Raw genomic sequence first — 2,022 nt, forward strand, 5'->3', positions numbered from 1 at the left:
CGAGTTTACGAACCGCCCCCGCCAGGGGCATATGGAAACCGAAGCTAAGTTATCAGCGGCCTGAAAACGGGGAGCAGGTCAGGGGTTCTCAAGTCGAACATAACGGTAGGCCACGCCGCTAAGGCCATGTTCAAGACATGGCGAGCCCTAAGATCGTCACCGCTCCATATCGTCCTAAAGTCTTTGATTTGATCTATGGCAATGGGGACGCCCATTTTGCCACCTGTCCTCATAGTGACAATGTTGTCCCGTATGGTGATAGGATTTAGTCGGAACGAGCGGATCATTCGATACAGCATGATCACCAATGACAGATCGAGAAGACCGATCACGATGGCAACCTTCCAACCCCAAAATGCCATCGCGATGATATGAAGTACAATGGTCTCAACACACGCGAGCGCCAGAATTACTCCAACGATCGGGACAAGCTTTTTGTGGTATGTAAAATCCATTCCACCCCCCCGGCGTTCGCCGCCTCGGAACATCTGCTGCAATGAACGAAAGGCGAGTTTCGGACAATCCCTGAACCTCCTCGAATGACTAGGATTGGGCGATAGCGGTCATCAGCTTAGCTGATCCTTTAGCGCCCGCCACAGGGTCGATCGGCTAATGCCGAGCAGGGTCGCCATGCTGGCGGTGGTTTCGCGATCAGCGGCGATCTCGTCCCTGGCTTTGCGAAGTTGCGCACCGGTCAGGGCGCGAGGCCGACCTAGGTGACGCCCCCGCGTACGGGCGGAAGTCATGCCGGCGCGGGTGCGCTCCACGATCAAGGCGCGCTCGAACTCAGCCAATGCTCCCATGATATGAAACACCATCTTACCCCCGGCCGAACCGGTATCGATCGCCTCGTTAAGCGATACGAACCCGCAACCCCGATCCTGCAAAGCCGCTACCAGCTCAATCAGGTGCGGCAGGGAACGCCCCAGGCGATCAAGTCGCCATGCCACGAGGGTGTCGCCCTGTTTCAGCGTGGCGAGCGCATAGTCGAGCCCAGGACGCCGACGTGCAACACCTGAAACACCCTCGTCCTCGTAGATCATGCTGCAGCCGGCAGCGGTTAGCGCATCGCGTTGAAGGTCGAGGTTCTGTTCTCCGGACGAGACCCGTGCATAGCCGATTTTCATTCGCTCATCTTGCTACAGCCTTTTGCAACGGCCAACCTACTGATTTCATTGAGGACGAAATCTGTTGCGAAAGGGAACCCTTTTGCAACAGGCTGGTCGACGGCTAGCGCCAGTTGCGGTCCTCGCAGCAATTATGCGACGATCTTAATAGCGGACATGCGCATGTGTCCGCAGCGTAATGGTTAACCATTCTTTCATTCGGTTTTGCGATCGTGACCTATGATTTCACCCGCCCTAGCCAAATAATGGGAGCGTACCGTCCTCGAGCTACGCGAACGGCAGTTGTGGTTCAGTGTCGCATGAATTCCGAGGGGGTTTGGACCGACGCATGCATCCATAACGTATCGTCGCGTGGACTGCTGGTTTCAGCCGACAAGACGCCTCGGGTGGGTTCGTACGTTGATATTCGCCGCGGCACCCTCGTCATCATTGGCCGAGTGATCTGGGTGAAGGAGCGGCGATTTGGCATTCGTACACAGGACCTAGTTAGCGCCGCCTTGCTGGTTAACGAGCCGGTTTTAAAGAATCGACCAGCAGCTGATCAGATCTTAACTGATCGGCGCATGCCAACGCGGACCGAGAGAAACAGATCAGCGGCTGTCCGCGCAGAACGAAGTCGACGCTTCGCATCAGGATTTCAGTTCGTATGCCTCGCGACCGCCAGCCTTGGCGTTGCGGCATTGGCGGCGGTGGAAATCTATCATGCATTGGTGGCCCCGTTTGGAAAAGTCGCGGGCGCACTAGGCCGAACAGGGGGATGACTCTTGACCGGCGTAGTGTGACCGCTTGCCCTCCAATTAGTTGTCGTCTTTCGACCACAGAGTAGACCCGGCGCGCGACTGACCTATCGGCATGCCCCCTGGCGTGGCGCTCGCGTGAGGGGCAAGCTTATCGC

2 protein-coding genes are annotated in these 2,022 nt (G+C 57.0%); one reads left to right on the forward strand and one right to left on the reverse strand.

Annotated features, from left to right (window positions below):
- Window positions 1-566: 566 nt before the first annotated feature.
- Window positions 567-1,127: a recombinase family protein gene (locus sphst_RS09625; RefSeq protein ID WP_031395413.1), complete on the reverse strand. Its 561-nt coding sequence runs from the start codon at window positions 1,125-1,127 to the stop codon at window positions 567-569.
- 245 nt (window positions 1,128-1,372) lie between these two features.
- Here sphst_RS09625 and sphst_RS21645 point away from each other — a divergent pair, with 245 nt between their 5' ends.
- The gene (locus tag sphst_RS21645; RefSeq protein ID WP_107045459.1) at window positions 1,373-1,888 is read left to right on the forward strand and encodes a PilZ domain-containing protein; all 516 of its coding nucleotides are present in this window, start codon (window positions 1,373-1,375) and stop codon (window positions 1,886-1,888) included.
- Window positions 1,889-2,022 lie beyond the last annotated feature (134 nt).

Origin of the sequence: Sphingomonas sp. STIS6.2 (assembly GCF_000732685.2) — a bacterium.
In the GTDB taxonomy this organism is placed as follows: Bacteria; Pseudomonadota; Alphaproteobacteria; order Sphingomonadales; family Sphingomonadaceae; genus Sphingomonas; species Sphingomonas aerolata.